The following is a 15,356-nucleotide window of genomic DNA, read 5'->3' as shown; positions in this document are numbered from 1 at the left end:
AGGCCGCCTCCGTCCTGATGCTCTGTCGCCGAATGCGCGGGGGGCAGCGATGCGGATCTACGGCGATACCAATTCCGGCAATTGTCTGAAGGTGAAGTGGGTCTGCGACAAGCTCGCGCTGCCCTACCAGTGGATCGAGATCGACACTCGCAAGGGCGAAAGCCGCACGGCGCAATTCCTCGAGATGAATGGTGCCGGCCAGGTGCCCACCGTCGCTTTCGACGACGGCCGCACGCTGGCGCAATCCAATGCCATCATCCGCTATCTCGCGCGCGACAGCGTGCTCATTCCGCGCGATGCTTTCACCGCCGCCAAGATGGACGAATGGCTGTTCTGGGAACAATACAGCCACGAGCCCTACATCGCGGTGTGCCGCTTCCAGCTCGTCTATCTCGGCAAGGACGCCTCCGAGCTCGATCCTGAAAAGGTCAAGCGCGGCTATGCGGCGCTTGACCGCATGGAGCAGCATCTCGCCGGCAGCCGTTTCCTCGCCGGCGATGCCGTCTCGCTCGCCGAGGTGTCACTGCTCGCCTATACCCGCGTTGCGCATGAAGGCGGCTTCGATCTCGGCCGCTTTGCCGCCGTCCGCCGCTGGATCGCCGAAGCTGAGACCTTTCTCGGGCTTCCCAAGGTGCGCTAAGGCGCGCTGAGGCAGGAGTAACTTCATGAACGCCGAATCCGTCTCCATTCGTCCCGCGCGCCGCGAGGACGTTGCTGCGATCGTGGCGATGCTCGCCGACGATCATCTCGGGCGCGCACGCGAGCGCGTAGAAGACCCGTTGCCTGCGTCCTATTACGAGGCATTCGCGCGGGTCGAGCGCGATCAAAATATCCAGCTCGTGGTTGCGGAGAGCGAGGGCAGGGTGGTCGGCTGCCTGCAGCTCGCGATCCTGCCGGGTCTCAGCTCGCAAGGCGGCCGGCGGGGTCTGCTCGAAGACGTCCGCGTTGCTTCCGATTGCCGCAGCCGCGGCATCGGCGAGCAATTGGTGCAATGGGCGGTGACGGAAGCGAAAGCGCGCGGCTGCAATCTGGTCGAACTGCTCACACATCAGACGCGAACAGATGCGCAGCGCTTCTACAAGCGGCTTGGGTTCACCGCGAGTCACGTCGGCATGACTGTCCGCTTTTGACGCAGCGCGCCATGAGCCTTGCGCGATCAGCGAAATCGGATCGCGCATACGTTCATGTTAAGAGCTGATAAACTACCCGTTCGACGTTCACATGGAACCAGGAACGAACGGTGCTACGCGAGCGTCTGAAACCGGGCTCGATCGGTTCGGGGATTTCGATGACAAGCTATTCGATGATCAAGGTCGGCAACGACTACGTCGTGCAGGCCAATGACAAATGCATTTTGAAAGTAGGCAGCCGCCGCCGCGCCGCGCAATTGATCAACGATGCCACGGACTTGCTGAACGCGCTGGCCGTGGTCGAATCCCCCAAAATCACACCGGAGGCGCCATCACTCGCGCGTGAGGCTCCGGAACTTCCTTGACTGGTCTTCCCGATTCCCGTATCTGCCGCGGCGGGACACCTCCCCCCAACGGGAGGCTTACTATCTGGAAGGGTAGACGATGACTGTAGCGAAGCCCGCTTCGCGGCCGAACGTGCCGCATTTTTCCTCCGGTCCCTGCGCCAAGCGCCCCGGATGGAATGCCCAAAATCTCAAGGACGCAGCGCTCGGCCGTTCGCATCGCGCGAAGGTCGGCAAGACCAAGCTCAAGCTCGCGATCGATTTGACGCGCGAGGTGCTCGAAGTGCCCGCCGATTATCGCATCGGCATCGTGCCGGCCTCCGATACCGGCGCTGTCGAGATGGCGCTGTGGTCGATGCTGGGGGCGCGGCCCGTCACCACGCTCGCCTGGGAATCCTTCGGCGAGGGCTGGGTCAGCGACATCGTCAAGGAATTGAAGCTCAAGGACGTCACCAAGCTCAACGCGGCTTACGGTGAGATCCCCGACCTCTCCAAGGTCGATCCGAAGTCCGACGTCGTCTTCACCTGGAACGGCACCACCTCGGGCGTGCGCGTGCCTAACGCCGACTGGATCAGCGCCACTCGCGAAGGCCTGACCATCTGCGACGCCACCTCGGCCGCGTTCGCGCAACCGCTCGACTGGGCCAAGCTCGACGTCGTCACCTTCTCCTGGCAGAAGGCGCTCGGCGGCGAAGCCGCGCACGGCATGCTGATCCTGTCGCCCCGCGCCGTGGAGCGGCTCGAAACCTACAAGCCGGCTTGGCCGCTGCCGAAGATTTTCCGCATGACCAAGGGCGGCAAGATCAACGAAGGCATTTTCGTCGGCGAGACCATCAACACGCCGTCGATGCTCTGCGTCGAGGATTATCTCGACGCGCTGAACTGGGCCAAGTCGATCGGTGGCCTGAAGGCGCTGATCGCGCGCGCCGACGCCAACACCAAGGTGCTCGCCGACTGGAAGGCGAAGACGCCCTGGATCGACTTCCTCGCCAAGGACGCCGCGATCCGCTCCAACACTTCGGTGTGCCTGAAGTTCACCGATCCCGCGATCACCTCGCTCTCCGAGGACGCGCAGGCCGACTTCTCCAAGAAGCTGGTGGCGCTGGTCGAGAAGGAAGGCGCGGGCTACGACTTCGCCTACTACCGCGATGCGCCCGCCGGCCTGCGCATCTGGTGCGGCGCCACCGTCGAGGCCAGCGATGTCGCGCTGCTGACACAGTGGATCGACTGGGCCTTCGCCGAGACCAAGGCCACGCTCGCCAAGGCGGCGTAAGCAGGCTTCGCTCGTCGCGTATCTCATCTCGTCATGGCCGGGCTTGACCCGGCCATCCATCGAAGAGAATGGTTCTGCGGGTCAAGCCGCGGATGACGGTCTCAGATTTATCGACCATCAGGGATCATTCCCATGACCAAACCCAAAGTTCTCATTTCCGACGCGCTCTCTCCGGCCGCCGTGCAGATCTTCAAAGACCGCGGCGTCGAGGTCGACTTTCAGCCCAATCTCGGCAAGGACAAGGACAAGCTCGCCGAGATCATCGGCAATTACGACGGCCTCGCGATCCGCTCGGCGACCAAGGCGACCGCGAAGATCCTCGAGAAGGCGACCAATCTCAAGGTGATCGGCCGCGCCGGCATCGGCGTCGACAACGTCGAGATTCCCGCCGCCACGGCCAAGGGCATCATCGTGATGAACACACCGTTCGGCAATTCGATCACGACCGCCGAGCACGCCATCACCCTGATGCTGGCGCTGGCGCGCGAGATTCCGCAGGCGGACGCTTCGACCCAGGCCGGCAAGTGGGAGAAGAACCGCTTCATGGGCGTCGAGATCACCGGCAAGGTGCTCGGCGTCGTCGGCTGCGGCAACATCGGCTCGATCGTCGCCGACCGCGCGCTCGGCCTGCGCATGAAGGTGATCGCGTTCGATCCGTTCCTGTCGCCGGAGCGCGCCAGGGACATCGGCGTCGAGAAGGTCGAGCTCGACGACCTCTTCAAGCGCGCCGACTTCATCACGCTGCACACTCCGCTGACCGAGAAGACCAAGAACATCATCGACGCAGCCGCGATCGCCAAGATGAAGAAGGGCGTGCGCCTGATCAACTGCGCCCGCGGCGGCCTCGTCGACGAGCAGGCCGTGGTCGACGCCTTGAATTCCAAGCACATCGCAGGCGCCGCCTTCGACGTCTTTGTCGAGGAGCCCGCCACCGCGAACGTGCTGTTCGGCCATCCCAACGTGATCTGCACGCCGCATCTCGGCGCGTCCACCACGGAAGCGCAGGAGAACGTCGCGCTTCAGGTCGCCGAGCAGATGTCGGATTACCTGCTCACCGGCGCGATCTCGAATGCCGTCAACTTCCCCTCGATCACGGCGGAAGAGGCGCCGAAGCTGAAGCCGTTCATCGCGCTCGCCGAAAAGCTCGGCTCGTTCGCGGGACAGCTCACCGAGAGCGGCATCCTCAAGGTCGAGATCACCTATGAGGGCCACGTCGCCGAGATGAAGATCAAGGCGATCACCTCCGCCGTGCTGTCCGGCCTGCTGCGGCCGATGCTGGGCGAGGTCAACGTCGTCTCCGCGCCCGTCGTCGCCAAGGAGCGCGGCATGGTGGTGGACGAGATCGTGCGCGCCGCCCAGAGCGACTATGAAAGCCTGATCACCGTCACCGTCACCACCGAGCGGCAGGAGCGGTCGGTTTCGGGCACGGTCTATGCCGACGGCAAGCCGCGCCTGGTCGACATCAAGGGCATCCGCGTCGATGCTGAATTTGGCAAGTCGATGATCTACGTGACCAACGAAGACAAGCCGGGCTTCATCGGCAAGTTCGCGAGCCTGCTCGGCGATGCCAAGATCAACATCGCGACCTTCCATCTCGGCCGCGTCGCGCCGGGCTCCGATGCCATCGCGCTGATCGAGGTCGACGGGGCGGTGCCGGCCGATCTGCTCGCCAAGGTGCAGGCCCTGCCGCAGGTCAAGCAGGTCAAGGCGCTGACGTTCTGACACGCCGACATATTCCGACCCGCGGAACAACGCCGCCCTCTCGCGAGGGCGGCGTTTTTATTTCTCCCGCGACCGCTGCACTTTGTGTACCAATGGCGCCGAGAAGACGTCGACCGACGCTCCGTTTAAAATCGTTCGAAAAGGGAGAAAACAATGCGTGAAGCCGTCATCGTTTCCTATGCACGCACGGGCCTCGCGAAATCCGGCCGCGGCGGGTTCAACATCACCCCGCCGATGTCGCTCGCGGCCCACGCCATTCACCACGCGGTCGACCGCGCCGGCGTCGAGAAGGACTATGTCGAGGATTGCTATCTCGGCAATTGCGCTCATGGCGCACCGAACATCGGCCGCCAGGCCGCGCTGCTGGCGGGAATGCCGAAATCGACCGGGGGCGTCTCGGTGAACCGGTTCTGCTCGTCCGGTCTCCAGACCATTGCGATGGCCGCCAACTCGATCCGCTCGGACGGTTCCGACTGCATCGTCGCAGGCGGGGTCGAGAGCATCTCGATGCCGGGCGGCGGCACTCCGAAAGAATCGATCGATCCCGAGCTGCTCAAGACGGCGCCGGCGATCTTCATGGCGATGATCGACACCGCCGATATCGTCGCCGAGCGCTACAATCTCAGCCGTGAATATCAGGACGAATATTCGCTGGAGTCGCAGCGCCGCATGGCCGCCGCGCAGCAGGCGGGCAAGTTCAAGGACGAGATCGTCCCGATGAAGACCAAGATGAAAGTGGTCGACAAGGCGACCAAGGCCGAGTCGATCGTCGACTACGTCGTCGACCGCGACGAGTGCAACCGGCCCGAGACCACGCTGGAAGGTCTCGCCAAGCTCGAGCCCGTCAGGGGCCCCGGCAAGTTCGTCACGGCGGGCAACGCCAGCCAATTGTCGGACGGTGCCGCGGCCGTGGTGCTGATGGAAGCCAAGGACGCGGAGAAGCGCGGCCTCAATCCCATGGGCCGGTTCGTCGCCTGGGCGGCGGCGGGTTGCGAGCCGGACGAGATGGGCATCGGCCCGATCTTTGCCGTGCCGAAGCTGTTGAAGCGTCACGGCCTGAAGATCGACGACATCGATCTGTGGGAGCTCAACGAAGCCTTCGCCAGCCAGTGTCTCTATTCGCGCGACAAGCTCGGCATCGATCCCGCCAAGTACAACGTCAACGGCGGCTCGATCGCGATCGGCCATCCCTTCGGCATGACCGGGGCGCGTCTCACCGGCCACATCCTCCAAGAAGGCAAGCGCCGCAAGGCCAAGTGGGGCGTCGTGACGATGTGCATCGGCGGCGGCCAGGGCGGCGCGGGACTGTTCGAGATCTACAGCTGAGGCGATCGCCTCATTGAATGCGAAGGGCACGGCGCCGCAAACGCCGTGCCTTTTGCTTTCTGGCGTGCTTGGGGTTACGCCCGCGGCAACTCAACCGTTCTTCTCGGTTGCGACAGGTCGGAACACCCATTCGCGCCAGACCACCAGCAAGGCTGACATGATCACCGGGCCTAAAAACAAGCCCAGGAGGCCGAAGGCAGCCAGGCCTCCAAAGATCCCGACGAATGCGAACAGAAACGGTAGCCGCGCCGAGTCGCCGACCAGGGTCGGCCATACGAAATGATCGCCGGCCAACATGACGATCGCGCCCCAGAAGAAGACGCCCGCGGCTGCGAAGCCGCTGCCTCCGCCGGAGATCAGGACCAGCGCCGCGGCGGTGAAGGCCAGCCAGGCGCCGAACGGAAGCATGGCGAAGGCCGTGGTCAAGATCGTGAATACGATGGCATGCGGCACGCCCGCGACGAAATAGGCCACGCCGATCAATAATCCCTCGCCCGCGGCGACCAGCACCGTGCCGTTCACCGTGCCGCGGATCGCATCGACCATTTGCTCCGCGAGACCCTCTCCCGCCTCACCGAAAAGTCGATCGCAGGTTTCCAGCACGCGGCCCGAGATCGGCCGGCCGTTGCGCAGCAGGACGAACAAGGCCACCAGCGAAAAGAACAGAAGAAACAGGCGGTGAAGCAGCTGTCCGCCGAACGTTCGAAACAGTTCCGATGCGTTGTCTGCATTGACGCTTTTCAGCCATGCGGTCGCGGCTTTGGGATCGGAAAGATTGCTGCGCCACCACTGCTCCATGCTCCCTGCGGCGATCGGAAGCCGCGCGAGCCAATCGGGCACTTCGATCCCGCTCTCTCCGGCCTGTTTCATCCAGCCCACGAGCAGATCGCCTTGTTGCGCGATCTGATAGACGGCAAGCGACATCGGCGTAAACAGGATGAGGGCGACGACGAGCGTGAAGACCAGCGGGGCCAGGCTGGACCGGCCGGAGCTCACGCGTGTCGCAAACTTGGTGTAGAGCGGCCACAGGCTGGTTGCGAGAATCGCGGCCCAGATCAATGCGGGGAGAAATCCCGCCGCCGTCCACAACGCCAGTACGACGAGCGCGAGGGCAAGCACGACCCGTGCGTTCATGCGTGCGCCCGCGCCCGTGGGCAGCGGCTTTCGCTCGGTCGTGTTCGGGCCGCCTTCGCTCCGCACGGCGTCGCTCCGCTTGGGCGAACGCTGCTTCGGTGCCACGGATTTCGCTCGTTCGGCCATTTGAGATCACTGGGGCGCGGGAGCTGCAGTGTCGAACTGATCAGCAGGAGAAACGCTGGGTCCCGGCTTCAAGCCGCAACAAGGGGCTTCAGTTCCGCCCGGGAAGAAGTTGCAGTGAGGTGGCGCCCTTCGTCGGGCGCGGCTCGGCCGAAGCCGCCCGGCACGAGGCCGCAGCGCGGCCGCGGGCGTGCACCGCGGGCAGGAAATCGCGTTCGCCGCTTAAGCCTGCGCCAGCGCCGGTGCGAACACCACCTCGATCAGCGAGCCGGAGTTCGCCGCGCTCTTGATGTTGAAGCGGGCGCGGTTGGCTTCGACCAGGGCCTTGGTCAGCGACAGGCTCAGCGCCGAATTGTCCTCGGCGTCGCCGGGCGGTGGGGTGCGGAACGGCTCCATCGCGGCGGCGACTTCGCGCTCGCTGAGGCCGTGGCCGGTGTCGCGGATGCGAAGTGCGACCTCGCCGCGGTCGGTGAGCGCGGTGGAGACGATGACCTGGCCGCCGGCGCTGGCGAGCCGGATCGAGTTCGAGATCAGGTTCATGGTGATCTGCCGCATAGCGCGCGCATCCGCGCTCACCTGCGGCAGCGCATGGCCGAGCGAGGTGCGGATGATGATGCGCTCGCGATTGGCCTGCGGCTGCATCACCACCACGCAGGCCTCGACGAGATCGTTGAGGTTGAGGTTGGCGAAGTTGAGGTCGAGCTTGCCGGTCTCGATCCGCGACAGCTCGAGCAGGTCGTCGATGATGGCGATGACGCGCTCGCCGGAGGCGCGGATGTCCTTCATGTACTCGCCGTAGCGCTCGTTGCCGAGCGTGCCGAAGCGCTCCGAGATCATCACCTCCGAGAAGCCGATGATGGCGTTGAGCGGCGTGCGGATCTCGTGGCTGATCCGCGCCAGCATGTCGGCCTTGGCGTTCGCCGTGCCTTCGACGAGGCGTCGCGCCTGCGTCAACTCGCTCTCGCCCTGCTTGCTGTGCGAGAGGTCGCGGAACACGGCGAAGAAGTTCGGGCCGTCGGGCCTGGTGCGGCCCATGATCATGGCGAGCGGAATGACGCCGCCCTTCTTCTCGCGCCCCAGCACCTCACGGCCGTGGTCGAGCAGGCTCGCGATGTCCTGGCTCTTGAGGTTTTCCAGATAGTCGATGACGACATGCTGGCTCTCCGGCGCGAACAGCGTCACCAGATTCTGCTGCATCAGCGTCTCGCCATCATAGCCGAACAGCGCCTCGGCGCTGCGGTTGCAGGCGTGGATGTTGCCTTCGGCATCGAACATGACGATGCCCTCGGCCGTGGTGTCGAGGATCGCAGCGAGATCTTCCGCGGCCGCCTCGCCGGCGTCGGGCTCGGGCGCGGTGGGGAAGGTCTCGGGGACAATGGTCTCCGGGACAATAGTCTCGGCGACGACGGTCTCGGCGATGACGGGAGCAGCGGGTGCTGCCTGCGGCAGCGCGCAGATCAGCGCATGCGCGCTCTCGCCGTCCCAGTCGATCGCGTGCAGATGCGCCTCGGTGGTCGGCAGCGGCGCTTCGCCATTGGCGAGCGTCGCGCTGATCGTGACAGGCGTGCCTGCTTGCGACGTGCTGCTGGCCGCGGACACGCCCGGCTCGACATAGAGCGCGTCCAGCCCGCCGGCATTCTCCAGTGCGCTCAGGCTGGCATAGCCCATGCGCGCGAGAAACGCGGGGTTGGCGTAGAGCAGGCGGTCGAGCCGGTAGATCAGGATGCCCGTCGGCAGCAGGTCGAGCAGCGCGCGGTCGCGCATGCTGTGGCCGTGTGCGGGCGGCGCGGGCTCGCTCAGCCATTCGGCCGGCGCGTGCGGCGTCTCAGGCTCCGGCGTCGGCGCCTCAGGCGTGATCTCGGCATCCGGCGGTTCGGACGATGCCGCGATGGTTTCCTTGTCGCGTTCGAGGCGCTCGGACAATTGCCGGGCGAGCTCGTTGAACGCGCTGTTCTCGACCGGCGTCAGCGTCGGCGATCGCGTGTCGCCGGGCGCGCGGAACGGCAGGACATTGGGAGGCGTTTCCACTGGCGTTTCCGGATTGGTTGGATGTGAATTCGCGTCGGTTGTGGGTTCGGGCAGTTCGGCTTCAGGCTCAGGTGCGGGCTCAGGCTCAGGCTCAGGTGCGGGCGGCTCGATCGGCGGAGGCGGCGGCGCCTCCAGCACTGGCTGGGGCTCGGGTTCAGGCTCCGGCTCGACCACATACAGGCTTTGCGGCGCCGCCGGTTCGGCCAACAACTCAAAACGCCTGAGCGCGTCGAGCCGGTTGAGGCCGTCGAGATCGCGGCAGACGCCAAAACCCCTGAAGCCCACGAAATTGCGCTCGCCATCATAAACCGGAAGCCCGGCAAGCTCGACCGGCAGATGCTCGCCGCCGTCGGCTGGCCAGTTCACGGTGATCCCGGCCCAGGTATCCTTGCTGGCAAGCGCGTGCGCCACACGGCTTTCAGGGTCGAGCGCGAATGCATCGGTGATCTCGCGCCAGGGGCGGCCGAAGCCGGCGGCCGTGCGCGGACCGATCAGGTGGATGAACTCGTCTGACAGAAGCACAAAGCGGCCCTCTGCATCCACCTTCCAGAGGAAGCGCAGCGGATGCTGACGCGGTGCGGGCGGCTCTTCGTGGCCCGACGGCGGCTCGACCATGCCTGTTACGGTCGGCGCGGCCTGCGGCGACACCATGGCTTCGGCCGAGTTTTCAACCGGAGTTTCTGGCGCGGCTTCGGCCGCTTCCTCGACGGTTTGCTGGATCGTCACGATCTCCGTCACCGGCTCGTGCGCGGGCGGTTCGTGCGCGATCGTTGCTTCCGGCGCGTCGACCGGCTCGGCAAAGGCGTCGAACAGCGCGATCTCGGATGGCGCCTCGTGCGACGGCGCGGCTTGCGCATGCTCGGGCACGGCGGCTGGAGCAGGGGCCGGCGTAGCCTCAGGCTGAGCGATGTCTTCGCGCGCGACCTCTTCAGCGGCCTCGGCTTTAACCTCGTCAGTCGCAGCCGCCGCCTGCTGCACGGCAGGCTCGATCAGCGCGACCAGGCCGACATCGGCTCCGCTGCCGACCCGCTGCAGCACCATCTGGCCGATGCCGATCGGCGTCTCGGCGCGGCCCTGGCGAAGCGCATCGCTGCGCGCCTGTTCGAGTCCGCCCTCGCTGAGATCGCGGAAGCCGAGCAGGGTGCGGGCGGTTTCGCTGGCGCCGACGAACAGGCCGTCGGGCGCGAACGCCGCCATCGGCGTCTTGGCGCCGTCGACCAGACGAAGCAGGCGTTCGACCAGCGGCATGGTGCGCAAGCCCGGGTCCATCGCGGTGACGAGCACGGCAGATCCTTGGAAGAATTGGCCGCCATCGGCGAAGTCGAGCCGGGCACAGGCGCAGGTCATCAGCGTGCCGAGCCGCGCCCCGAAGCCGCGCAGCCGTTCGAGCCGGATTGCGCCGTTTGGAGGCAGCCGGCCGGCAAGCCGGATGATCTGGCGGCGGTGGCTGTCGGTGGGCCCGAAGGTCTTCTCCGCCAGCGCCGTGGCATGGGCCGCGCCGAACAGCCTTGCGCCGACCGGATTGGCCCAGAGCACGCGCGTGCCGTCGATCGACCAGAGCCAGGCGGGCAGCGGCGAGGTCGCGTGCACGGCCAGCCGGGGATCGCCCACGCCTCGCAACTGGAAATCCGAACTCGTCATTCGACCGGCTTCGCGTCCCACTTGTGCGCATCAGGCTGCCGTAATGGCAGCCTTAAGAAAGGGTTAGTATCGCCCGCAGCCGCGGGCAGGTCCACGTCCCAAGCCTAGGCGGCAAGGCCTAAAGCCGCGATAACCTTAATGTAGCGGGGCCCGCAAGCCGTAGGCCGGTCGCATCCCCATCCTTCAGATGCCGCGTCGGGCAGCACCTATGCCGCCCAGCCAATCCGCGCAGCGGTTGTCTCCAGGCCAAGGCGGGTGCTCAGGGGCCACCCCGTTACCTCAACCACCGGTTCCCTAGCCTGGGAACCTCATCCTCGCCGCGATTAAATTTGCGCAATGCACCCCAAAACCCGTTGCGCTGCACAATGTTGACATTTTAGGCAGGCATGGTCCTCGCGCTGGGCGAGCCATCATTCGTTTTATGTTTCCAGTCTTCGCTTCCGTCACCCAATTGGCCGGCGGGCGCGGCCGAAAAGGCTCACTCCGTTTTTCCATTTAGTGTGAGGGATACCCAATGACAGGTACGACTGATCCATTCTCCGCCTCCGTCATTCCGTTCGAAGTTCCGGAGCAGATGCGTGCGTTCGCCGAAAAGGGCGTGTCGCAGGCCCGCGAGAGCTATGCCAAGTTCAAGGACGCCGCCGAAACCCACAACGGCACCGTCGAGGCCGTGTTCGCGTCCGCCCACAAGGGCGTCAGCGAATACACCGCCAAGCTTATGGAGTTCGCGAAGGCCAACACCAAGGCCCATCTCGACTTCACCCAGGAGCTGTTCAGCGTGAAGGCGCCGCAGGATGCGTTCGCGCTGTGGACCAACCATTCCAAGGCGCAGCTCGAGACCTTCCAGGCCCAGGCCCGGGAGCTCGCCGAGATCACCCAGCGCGCGGCCACTGCCGCCGCCGAGCCGATCAAGGCCTCCGCCGCGAAGCTCTACACGCCCCCCGCCGCCTGATCTGGTTGGGACGTCTGAATTAAGAAACCCGGGCCGAAAGCCCGGGTTTTTCTTCACCTCTCCCGCTTGCGGGAGAGGGCTCTCTCATCACGGGGAGTGTCGCCACCACGCGGGCGAGGGGAGCGCAACCTCGCTACGGTCGCCATCAAGCCCGATTTCATTGTGCTGAGGGTGATTTACCCCGGTTTTTCGTCCGTTTGCGGCCTTGCCAAAAACGGCCATTGCACCTAGTTTCCGCCCCGTCCAGCCCCCCTTAGGTCACGGCCCTTTCAGGCGCCCAGAGGCGCGGCTCGCAAGGATGCAGTTGTAGCTCAGTTGGTTAGAGCGCCTGTCTGTGGAACAGGAGGTCGGTGGTTCGAGCCCACCCAACTGTACCAGTGATTATAATATCTTATCCGAAAACAGCAGATCGTCGAATTTCTCTTAGCGGAGGCTATAGCGGAGGTCGCCGATGTGCGGAGTCGCGCCATTTGTTTGATCGCGCGACTAAAGGGGCCTCGCGAGAAATCCCACAGGGGCTCTCTCGGAAGAGCTTCGAAGCACTCAAATCGTGGGTGGATGTAATGGTGTCATTGGCCGAAAAATCCGTCGCCTCGAAATGGTACGTCGAATGGTACACGCCGACTTCAACAAAGGCCGAAGAGCATTATCTTTTGAGCGACTGGGCTGAGGTGCAGAACTTCATGGCCGAATTTAAGAAGACCGTTCCGGGCGTCATCTTCCGTGTGATTGCTCCGGATGATGCCAGCCCAAGCGACTTGGCCGAACTGAGAGCCGTTGGGGTTCGGACCTTCTGAGCGGGGTCGCCATGGTCACGATCAAAAGCAGTTTCATGGGCAACTTCAAGCTCGGCGATAATATTTGCTTCAATCTCGCCATCTTGAAGACGCTTTACGATCTTCGCGCGGCAGGCAATCCATTGCAGAAGCGCCATCTGCAAAAGCCGATCACTGTGATGAATGTCTCAATTATCGAGGCCGTGCTTTACGATCTTCATCTGCGCGTAAAAACCTTCACGAGCGAGGGTGTCGCAAATATTCAGGCAACAGTGATCGAGTATATTCGCGGAAAGAAGATCGACGAACTTGAAAGATACATCGCGAGCGCGAAGAAGCATGATCTCTTCGACCAAGGTGATAGTGGCTTTTATGAAGCGCTTGATGACCTGCGTAAGATCAGGAATAGGCTGCACATCCAAAATACAAGAAACCATTTTGAGCCGGACGACGTCACAGCTTTTAGCGAAGCGCGCATGATGCTTTCCGAGCAGGCCGTCGAGCATGTCCTGAGAACGATGGCGCGGAAATATCCAAGGCCGCAGCATAACTTTGTCAAAGATTTTATTCTTCCGTGGCAGCCTCATTTCGAGGATGTGCCGCTTTAGGTACTCCAGTTCGGCCAGCAGCCGTCTTCCTCATGTCGGCCGGTGCGATTGGTGCAGGTCTGATCCAGCAAGCGCTGGCCAACATTCTTCCAGATCGCGTCTGCTCCATAGAAGCGGACGGCATCGAGCTTCTGCATCTCGACGGTCCGAGAGCAGCGCCGGCACTCGACGCGAAGCACATGCTGCTGAATGTCGGCGAGGCGGCATTGCTGGATCGGCTGCTTGGGCTTGCCGGCCGCGCGCGGATCGGTCAGCAGGCTCGTCCATAGCTCGTCCGGCGTCGGAGCGGCTGGAGCCGGGTCAGGTGCGGCGGCGCCCCGACGCGCGGCGTCTGCCGCCATCTTTTCCATCTGCTTGATTGAGGGCATTCGCCAGCCTGCCATGCGCTGCTTGGTCATGAGCAAATTGGAACATAACAAGAACGAAGAGTCGAGTCACCGGAGGCTGCGGCCTAGGCTGCGTACAATTTTAGAAAGCGCTTTCACTTGGCTCCAATTACCGGGTGCTATTTCCGAGCCTTCCTCCCTAGGAGATAAAGCAATGGCAAAACTGGACCCCGATGTTGAGGCGATGGCGCAGGCATTTAACAATTTGAGGCGCAGGAGGCTTCGCGTCATGAAGACGGGCAATCCGAAGAAGGCTGGCACCGCAGTGAGAGCACGGTGGGACTGGCTCTTGAAGAATGCGAAGCGAAATGGGGCAGTCGGCGATTACCTTACCAGCAAGGGCCATCCCGTGACGCTCATGAACGCGATCAAGCAAGGGTATGTCGAGCTGGTATAGCAAAGGCATCCAGCGAGCCGAACGATGTAAGATGACAAGGTGCAGCATGGCTACCAAAGACGCTGGCAGCGTCCGCTCTCTGTTCACTGAACTAAAGAAGACAAAGCCGAAGGCCTTCCCAAAGGTCGGGATGCGACTTGAAGCTCCAAATGAGCAGGGTGTCTATGTGATCTATTCGCCGAGCGGGAAGGTCTTGCACGTGGGTCGGACATATCGAGGCACGAATGGTTTGCGGCAGCGTCTGGCCAATCACCTCCATGCAGCATCCTCTTTCACGGAGCAGTACCTGAAGGGGCACGGCGCTCGGCTGCGATCTGGATATAAGTTCGCCTTTTTGGCAGTGCCGCAGCCGCGCCAGCGTGCTTTGCTGGAGGCTTTGGCCATTGGATTGCTTTGCCCCGCCCACCTGGGGCTCGGTGAAAAGAAGCAATAGCTTCGAAGGGCGAGCCGCCGCCGACGCCGAACTGACAAGCGGCGGCTCGCTTGCCTGCCGCGCTAAGGAGGATGCCTCGACCGCAGACTTGTCGGGGGTTCTTTCATGAAAAGCGGACACTCGGATTACGGTGACAGTGCACAAAACCTCTCGTCGCAGAGAGTGCCCCATCCGCAACGCTGCTCAAAGCCAGTTTGGCGCACTGTCACCGTAGCTCCCCGGTCCGCAATGCGCTATCGGTAGCGAACCAAGGACATTTATGGACAAGCAAGCCAGGCGAAAAACATCGTGAGCTTCTTCGAGCGTCTCAAGACAGCAGCATCCGTTGAGTGGCGGGCTTATACCGAGCATCCCTTCACGAACGGATTGGCAGACGGCTCGCTCCCCGAAGCAGCGTTTCGTCACTACCTCGTTCAGGACTATCTGTTCCTCATCGAGTTTGCGCGCGCCTACGCGCTCGCGGTCTACAAGTCGCCCAGACTTGCCGACATGCGTGAGGCAGCCGTCGGCCTTTCGGCCATCCTTGATGTCGAGATGAACCTGCATGTGAAGCTCTGTGCCGATTGGGGTCTGTCGCCGACCGACCTTGAACAGGCCCCTCCGGCTGCCGAGATGCTGGCCTATACACGCTACGTGCTCGACGCGGGAATGCGCGGCGACCTGCTGGCCCTCAAGGTGGCGCTTGCCCCCTGCGTGATCGGGTATGCGGAGATCGCAACGCGGCTCGCCTCGCTCCCCCTCGCGGACGCCGCGTCGAACGCCTACCGCGTCTGGATCGCGGAATATGCCGGCGCGCCGTACCAGGAGGTCGCCGCCAAGGCGCGGGCGCATATGGAGCATCTCGCCGATCTCTACGCCACGCCGGCGCGCGAGGCAGAGCTGATGGCGATCTTCAAGGAAGCCACCCGACTCGAGGCCGACTTCTGGGAGATGGCCTGGCGCGCGGGTCAGCGTGTTCAATAGCTCTTTCGGCAGTCAGGATGGGGGCGAGGGCTCAGCACGCCACGACGCAGGATCGGTCGCTTTCGTTCCCCCATTTCAGGAGAAATCGGCATCGAGCAAGGCCGAACCTTTTCATGACCT

At 63.6% G+C, this 15,356-nt stretch carries 15 protein-coding genes and 1 tRNA gene; 13 read left to right on the top strand and 3 right to left on the bottom strand.

What is annotated here, in order from left to right; genetic code table 11:
- The first annotated feature begins 49 nt into the window (after positions 1 to 49).
- The 6 genes from N551_RS0100870 to N551_RS0100845 all read left to right on the top strand — a co-directional run bounded on the left by N551_RS0100870 (position 50) and on the right by N551_RS0100845 (position 5,795).
- The gene (locus tag N551_RS0100870; RefSeq protein WP_027565340.1) at positions 50 to 640 is read left to right on the top strand and encodes a glutathione S-transferase family protein; all 591 of its coding nucleotides are present in this window, start codon (positions 50 to 52) and stop codon (positions 638 to 640) included.
- Between the two features lie 25 nt (positions 641 to 665).
- Positions 666 to 1,130, top strand: a complete 465-nt coding sequence (locus N551_RS0100865) for a GNAT family N-acetyltransferase (RefSeq protein ID WP_027565339.1) — start codon at positions 666 to 668, stop codon at positions 1,128 to 1,130.
- Between the two features lie 158 nt (positions 1,131 to 1,288).
- On the top strand, positions 1,289 to 1,495 hold the full coding sequence (locus tag N551_RS0100860) for a hypothetical protein (RefSeq protein ID WP_027565338.1): 207 nt from the start codon (positions 1,289 to 1,291) through the stop codon (positions 1,493 to 1,495).
- Positions 1,496 to 1,574: 79 nt separating this feature from the next.
- Positions 1,575 to 2,747, top strand: a complete 1,173-nt coding sequence (locus N551_RS0100855) for a phosphoserine transaminase (RefSeq protein ID WP_027520323.1) — start codon at positions 1,575 to 1,577, stop codon at positions 2,745 to 2,747.
- Between the two features lie 132 nt (positions 2,748 to 2,879).
- Complete coding sequence (gene serA / locus N551_RS0100850) at positions 2,880 to 4,469, top strand: phosphoglycerate dehydrogenase (protein WP_027565337.1); 1,590 nt, start codon at positions 2,880 to 2,882, stop codon at positions 4,467 to 4,469.
- 153 nt (positions 4,470 to 4,622) lie between these two features.
- Complete coding sequence (locus N551_RS0100845) at positions 4,623 to 5,795, top strand: acetyl-CoA C-acyltransferase (RefSeq protein WP_007596708.1); 1,173 nt, start codon at positions 4,623 to 4,625, stop codon at positions 5,793 to 5,795.
- 90 nt (positions 5,796 to 5,885) lie between these two features.
- On the opposite strand, the gene N551_RS0100840 is transcribed toward N551_RS0100845, so the two are convergent.
- Both N551_RS0100840 and N551_RS0100835 read right to left on the bottom strand, forming a co-directional pair.
- Entirely contained in the window at positions 5,886 to 7,055 is a 1,170-nt protein-coding gene (locus N551_RS0100840) for an AI-2E family transporter (protein WP_027565336.1), read from the bottom strand.
- 219 nt (positions 7,056 to 7,274) lie between these two features.
- Positions 7,275 to 10,721 (bottom strand): PAS domain-containing protein, encoded by a 3,447-nt coding sequence (locus N551_RS0100835; protein ID WP_027565335.1) that lies wholly within the window; start codon positions 10,719 to 10,721, stop codon positions 7,275 to 7,277.
- 514 nt (positions 10,722 to 11,235) lie between these two features.
- Between N551_RS0100835 and N551_RS0100830 the strand changes: the two genes are divergently transcribed.
- The 4 genes from N551_RS0100830 to N551_RS0100815 all read left to right on the top strand — a co-directional run bounded on the left by N551_RS0100830 (position 11,236) and on the right by N551_RS0100815 (position 13,057).
- Positions 11,236 to 11,673 carry a phasin gene (locus N551_RS0100830; protein WP_027565334.1) on the top strand — a complete coding sequence of 146 codons (438 nt, stop codon included), beginning with the start codon at positions 11,236 to 11,238 and terminating at the stop codon, positions 11,671 to 11,673.
- A gap of 300 nt (positions 11,674 to 11,973) precedes the next feature.
- A tRNA-His gene (locus N551_RS0100825) sits at positions 11,974 to 12,050 on the top strand.
- A 93-nt stretch (positions 12,051 to 12,143) separates the two neighbouring features.
- Complete coding sequence (locus N551_RS0100820; protein ID WP_155809324.1) at positions 12,144 to 12,470, top strand: hypothetical protein; 327 nt, start codon at positions 12,144 to 12,146, stop codon at positions 12,468 to 12,470.
- Positions 12,471 to 12,481: 11 nt separating this feature from the next.
- Positions 12,482 to 13,057, top strand: coding sequence for a molecular chaperone TorD family protein (locus N551_RS0100815; protein ID WP_027565332.1), 576 nt, complete (start codon positions 12,482 to 12,484; stop codon positions 13,055 to 13,057).
- On the opposite strand, the gene N551_RS0100810 is transcribed toward N551_RS0100815, so the two are convergent.
- A complete protein-coding gene (locus tag N551_RS0100810; protein WP_035961090.1) occupies positions 13,054 to 13,425 on the bottom strand; it encodes a hypothetical protein in 372 nt (123 codons plus the stop codon). The genes N551_RS0100815 and N551_RS0100810 overlap by 4 nt on opposite strands.
- 172 nt (positions 13,426 to 13,597) lie before the next feature.
- Between N551_RS0100810 and N551_RS0100805 the strand changes: the two genes are divergently transcribed.
- The 3 genes from N551_RS0100805 (at position 13,598) to tenA (ending at position 15,236) form a co-directional block, all read left to right on the top strand.
- Positions 13,598 to 13,840: a hypothetical protein gene (locus N551_RS0100805; protein ID WP_027565330.1), complete on the top strand. Its 243-nt coding sequence runs from the start codon at positions 13,598 to 13,600 to the stop codon at positions 13,838 to 13,840.
- 46 nt (positions 13,841 to 13,886) lie between these two features.
- On the top strand, positions 13,887 to 14,273 hold the full coding sequence (locus N551_RS0100800) for a hypothetical protein (RefSeq protein WP_155809323.1): 387 nt from the start codon (positions 13,887 to 13,889) through the stop codon (positions 14,271 to 14,273).
- A 288-nt stretch (positions 14,274 to 14,561) separates the two neighbouring features.
- A complete protein-coding gene (gene tenA / locus N551_RS0100795; RefSeq protein WP_027565328.1) occupies positions 14,562 to 15,236 on the top strand; it encodes a thiaminase II in 675 nt (224 codons plus the stop codon).
- The last annotated feature ends 120 nt before the right edge of the window (positions 15,237 to 15,356 follow it).

Source organism: Bradyrhizobium sp. URHA0013 (assembly GCF_000518345.1).
Lineage (GTDB): Bacteria > Pseudomonadota > Alphaproteobacteria > Rhizobiales > Xanthobacteraceae > Bradyrhizobium.
This window is presented reverse-complemented; position numbering and strand designations above follow the sequence as displayed.

Coding starts and splice junctions, on each gene's coding strand:
- N551_RS0100800 (WP_155809323.1), top strand. CDS start 13,887: ATGGCTACCAAAGACGCTGGCAGCGTCCGCTCTCTGTTCACTGAACTA.
- N551_RS0100815 (WP_027565332.1), top strand. CDS start 12,482: ATGGTCACGATCAAAAGCAGTTTCATGGGCAACTTCAAGCTCGGCGAT.
- N551_RS0100840 (WP_027565336.1), bottom strand. CDS start 7,055: ATGGCCGAACGAGCGAAATCCGTGGCACCGAAGCAGCGTTCGCCCAAG.
- N551_RS0100865 (WP_027565339.1), top strand. CDS start 666: ATGAACGCCGAATCCGTCTCCATTCGTCCCGCGCGCCGCGAGGACGTT.
- N551_RS0100870 (WP_027565340.1), top strand. CDS start 50: ATGCGGATCTACGGCGATACCAATTCCGGCAATTGTCTGAAGGTGAAG.
- N551_RS0100810 (WP_035961090.1), bottom strand. CDS start 13,425: ATGCCCTCAATCAAGCAGATGGAAAAGATGGCGGCAGACGCCGCGCGT.
- N551_RS0100805 (WP_027565330.1), top strand. CDS start 13,598: ATGGCAAAACTGGACCCCGATGTTGAGGCGATGGCGCAGGCATTTAAC.
- serA (WP_027565337.1), top strand. CDS start 2,880: ATGACCAAACCCAAAGTTCTCATTTCCGACGCGCTCTCTCCGGCCGCC.
- N551_RS0100855 (WP_027520323.1), top strand. CDS start 1,575: ATGACTGTAGCGAAGCCCGCTTCGCGGCCGAACGTGCCGCATTTTTCC.
- N551_RS0100835 (WP_027565335.1), bottom strand. CDS start 10,721: ATGACGAGTTCGGATTTCCAGTTGCGAGGCGTGGGCGATCCCCGGCTG.
- N551_RS0100860 (WP_027565338.1), top strand. CDS start 1,289: ATGACAAGCTATTCGATGATCAAGGTCGGCAACGACTACGTCGTGCAG.
- N551_RS0100830 (WP_027565334.1), top strand. CDS start 11,236: ATGACAGGTACGACTGATCCATTCTCCGCCTCCGTCATTCCGTTCGAA.
- N551_RS0100845 (WP_007596708.1), top strand. CDS start 4,623: ATGCGTGAAGCCGTCATCGTTTCCTATGCACGCACGGGCCTCGCGAAA.